Source organism: Kitasatospora sp. NPDC056800 (assembly GCF_042789775.1).
In the GTDB taxonomy this organism is placed as follows: Bacteria; Actinomycetota; Actinomycetes; order Streptomycetales; family Streptomycetaceae; genus Kitasatospora.
Genome location: NZ_JBHUAL010000406.1, coordinates 1 through 1,907, shown reverse-complemented (window position 1 = coordinate 1,907; position 1,907 = coordinate 1). Strand labels below are relative to the sequence as shown.

The following is a 1,907-nucleotide window of genomic DNA, read 5'->3' as shown; positions in this document are numbered from 1 at the left end:
GTCCGTCCCCCTCGACGGACCGCGGCGCAGCGGCTTCACCGGGTGTCAGCGCGCCCCGGTCACACGGCCTGCCAGAGCGCCGGGACGATCGGCGGCTCCCAGCCGACCTGGGCGGTGTGGCCCTGGAGGCAGCGGTAGCTGACCCCGTTGTAGGTCACCACGTCGCCTGCCTGGTAGGTGGTGCCGGGCGTCCAGGTGCCACCCGGGTTCGGCGAGTCGTTGCCCACCACCAGGGAGAAGCTGGTGCTGTGGGTGGCCGAGCCGGTCCCGGTCAGGGTGATGGTGTAGGTGCCGGTGGCGGTCGAGGCGGCGGTGGCGACGGTGAGCGTCGCCGAGCCGCCGGACTGCACCGAGGACGGGTTGAAGGAGACGGTCACGCCGGCCGGGGCGCCCGAGGCGGTCAGGTTGACCGTCTGGGCCGAGCCGGAGGTGGTCGAGGTGGCGACCGTCGCCGTGGTGGTGTCACCGGGCTTGACGGTGGCGGTGGTCGGGTTCACCGAGAGGGAGAAGTCGTTGGCGGGCGCGGTGCCGCCGACCGAGGTCTTCCAGATGGTGTACGCCACGCCGTCGGCGTTGCGGTTCAGCACCGTCGCGTCGACGTTGCTGGTGGTGTCGCAGGACGAGTGGTAGCAGGAGTCGTAGGAACGGCCCGCCGTGCCGCCCCACTTGGCCGCCTGCGCCGAGGTCTTGGTGGCGTCGGCGCCGGCCGCGTAGCCCGAGGTCGGGATGCCGGCCTGCTGGAAGGAGTAGTCGTCCGAGCGGCCCTGGCCCTCGACGTTCTCCTCCGGCTTGAGGTTCAGCGAGTCCCAGTAGGCCTTCATCGGGGCCGACGCCGCGGAGTTGATGTTGTTGATGAAGTAGCCGGCGTTGGGCGAGCCGACCATGTCGAAGTTGTAGTACGCCTTGATCGCGGAGCGCTGGGCGGAGCTCAGCTGGCCGACGTAGGACTGCGAGCCCTGGAGGCCCTGCTCCTCACCGGTCCACCAGCCGAACCGGACGTGCCGGGTCAGGCTGGGGTTCTGCTGGGCGAGCACGAGCGCGTTCTCCAGCAGGACGGCCGAGCCGGAGCCGTTGTCGTTGATGCCGGGGCCGGCCGAGACGCTGTCCAGGTGGGCGCCGAACATGGTGACCTGGTCGGACGGGCCGCCGGGCCAGTCGGCGATCAGGTTGTTGGACTGGTAGCTGCAGGAGGTGCAGGTCTGCTCGGTGACGTTGTAGCCGGCCGCCTGCAGCTTGGCCTTGATGTACGCGATCGACTGGCTGTGCCCGGCGCTGCCCGCCCGACGGTGGCCGCCGTTCTGGTTGGCGATGGTGTTCAGCTGGGACAGGTGGGCCTGGACCTTGGCGACGTCGATGTCGGGCGCGGGCCCGCCGGGGTTGCCCCCGCCGCCGACCGTCAGGCCGTACTGGGCGGTGTGGGTGGTGGCGCCGGCGGTGCCGGTGACGGTGATCTGGTAGGTCCCGGCCACGGCCGCCGCGGAGGCGGACAGGGTCAGGGTGGAGGAGGAACCGGCCTGCACCGACGAGGGGTTGAAGCTCGCGGTGACGCCCGCCGGGAGGCCGGAGGCGGTGAGGCCGACGGTCTGCGCGGTGCCGGAGGTGACGGCGGTGCTCACCGTCGACGAGGTCGAGGCGCCGGGCTGGACGGAGCCGGACGCCGGGCCGAGCGACAGCGAGAAGTCGTTGTTGCCGGACGGCGTGCAGGTCGGGTCGCCGCTCTGGGCGGGGACGCTGACGGCGTCCCAGGCGGCCTTGGTGCGGTTGAAGAAGGCGCAGGTGGCGTCGAGGCTCTTGGCGGCGGTCAGGGTGGCCGTGCGGTAGCGCTTGTAGGTCATGCCGCTGGTCTTGAGCAGCATGCCGCCGTAGAAGACCCGGCCGGCGTCCTTGATGCCGATGCCGGTGACGGA

The 1,907-nt window shown here is 71.5% G+C and carries 1 protein-coding gene; it reads right to left on the bottom strand.

Annotated features, from left to right (window positions below; all coding sequences use genetic code 11):
• Positions 1 to 59: 59 nt before the first annotated feature.
• Positions 60 to 1,907, bottom strand: a 1,848-nt coding sequence (locus tag ACFRQN_RS40710) for a M28 family peptidase (RefSeq protein ID WP_380745679.1), incomplete at its 5' end; no start/stop codon positions are given.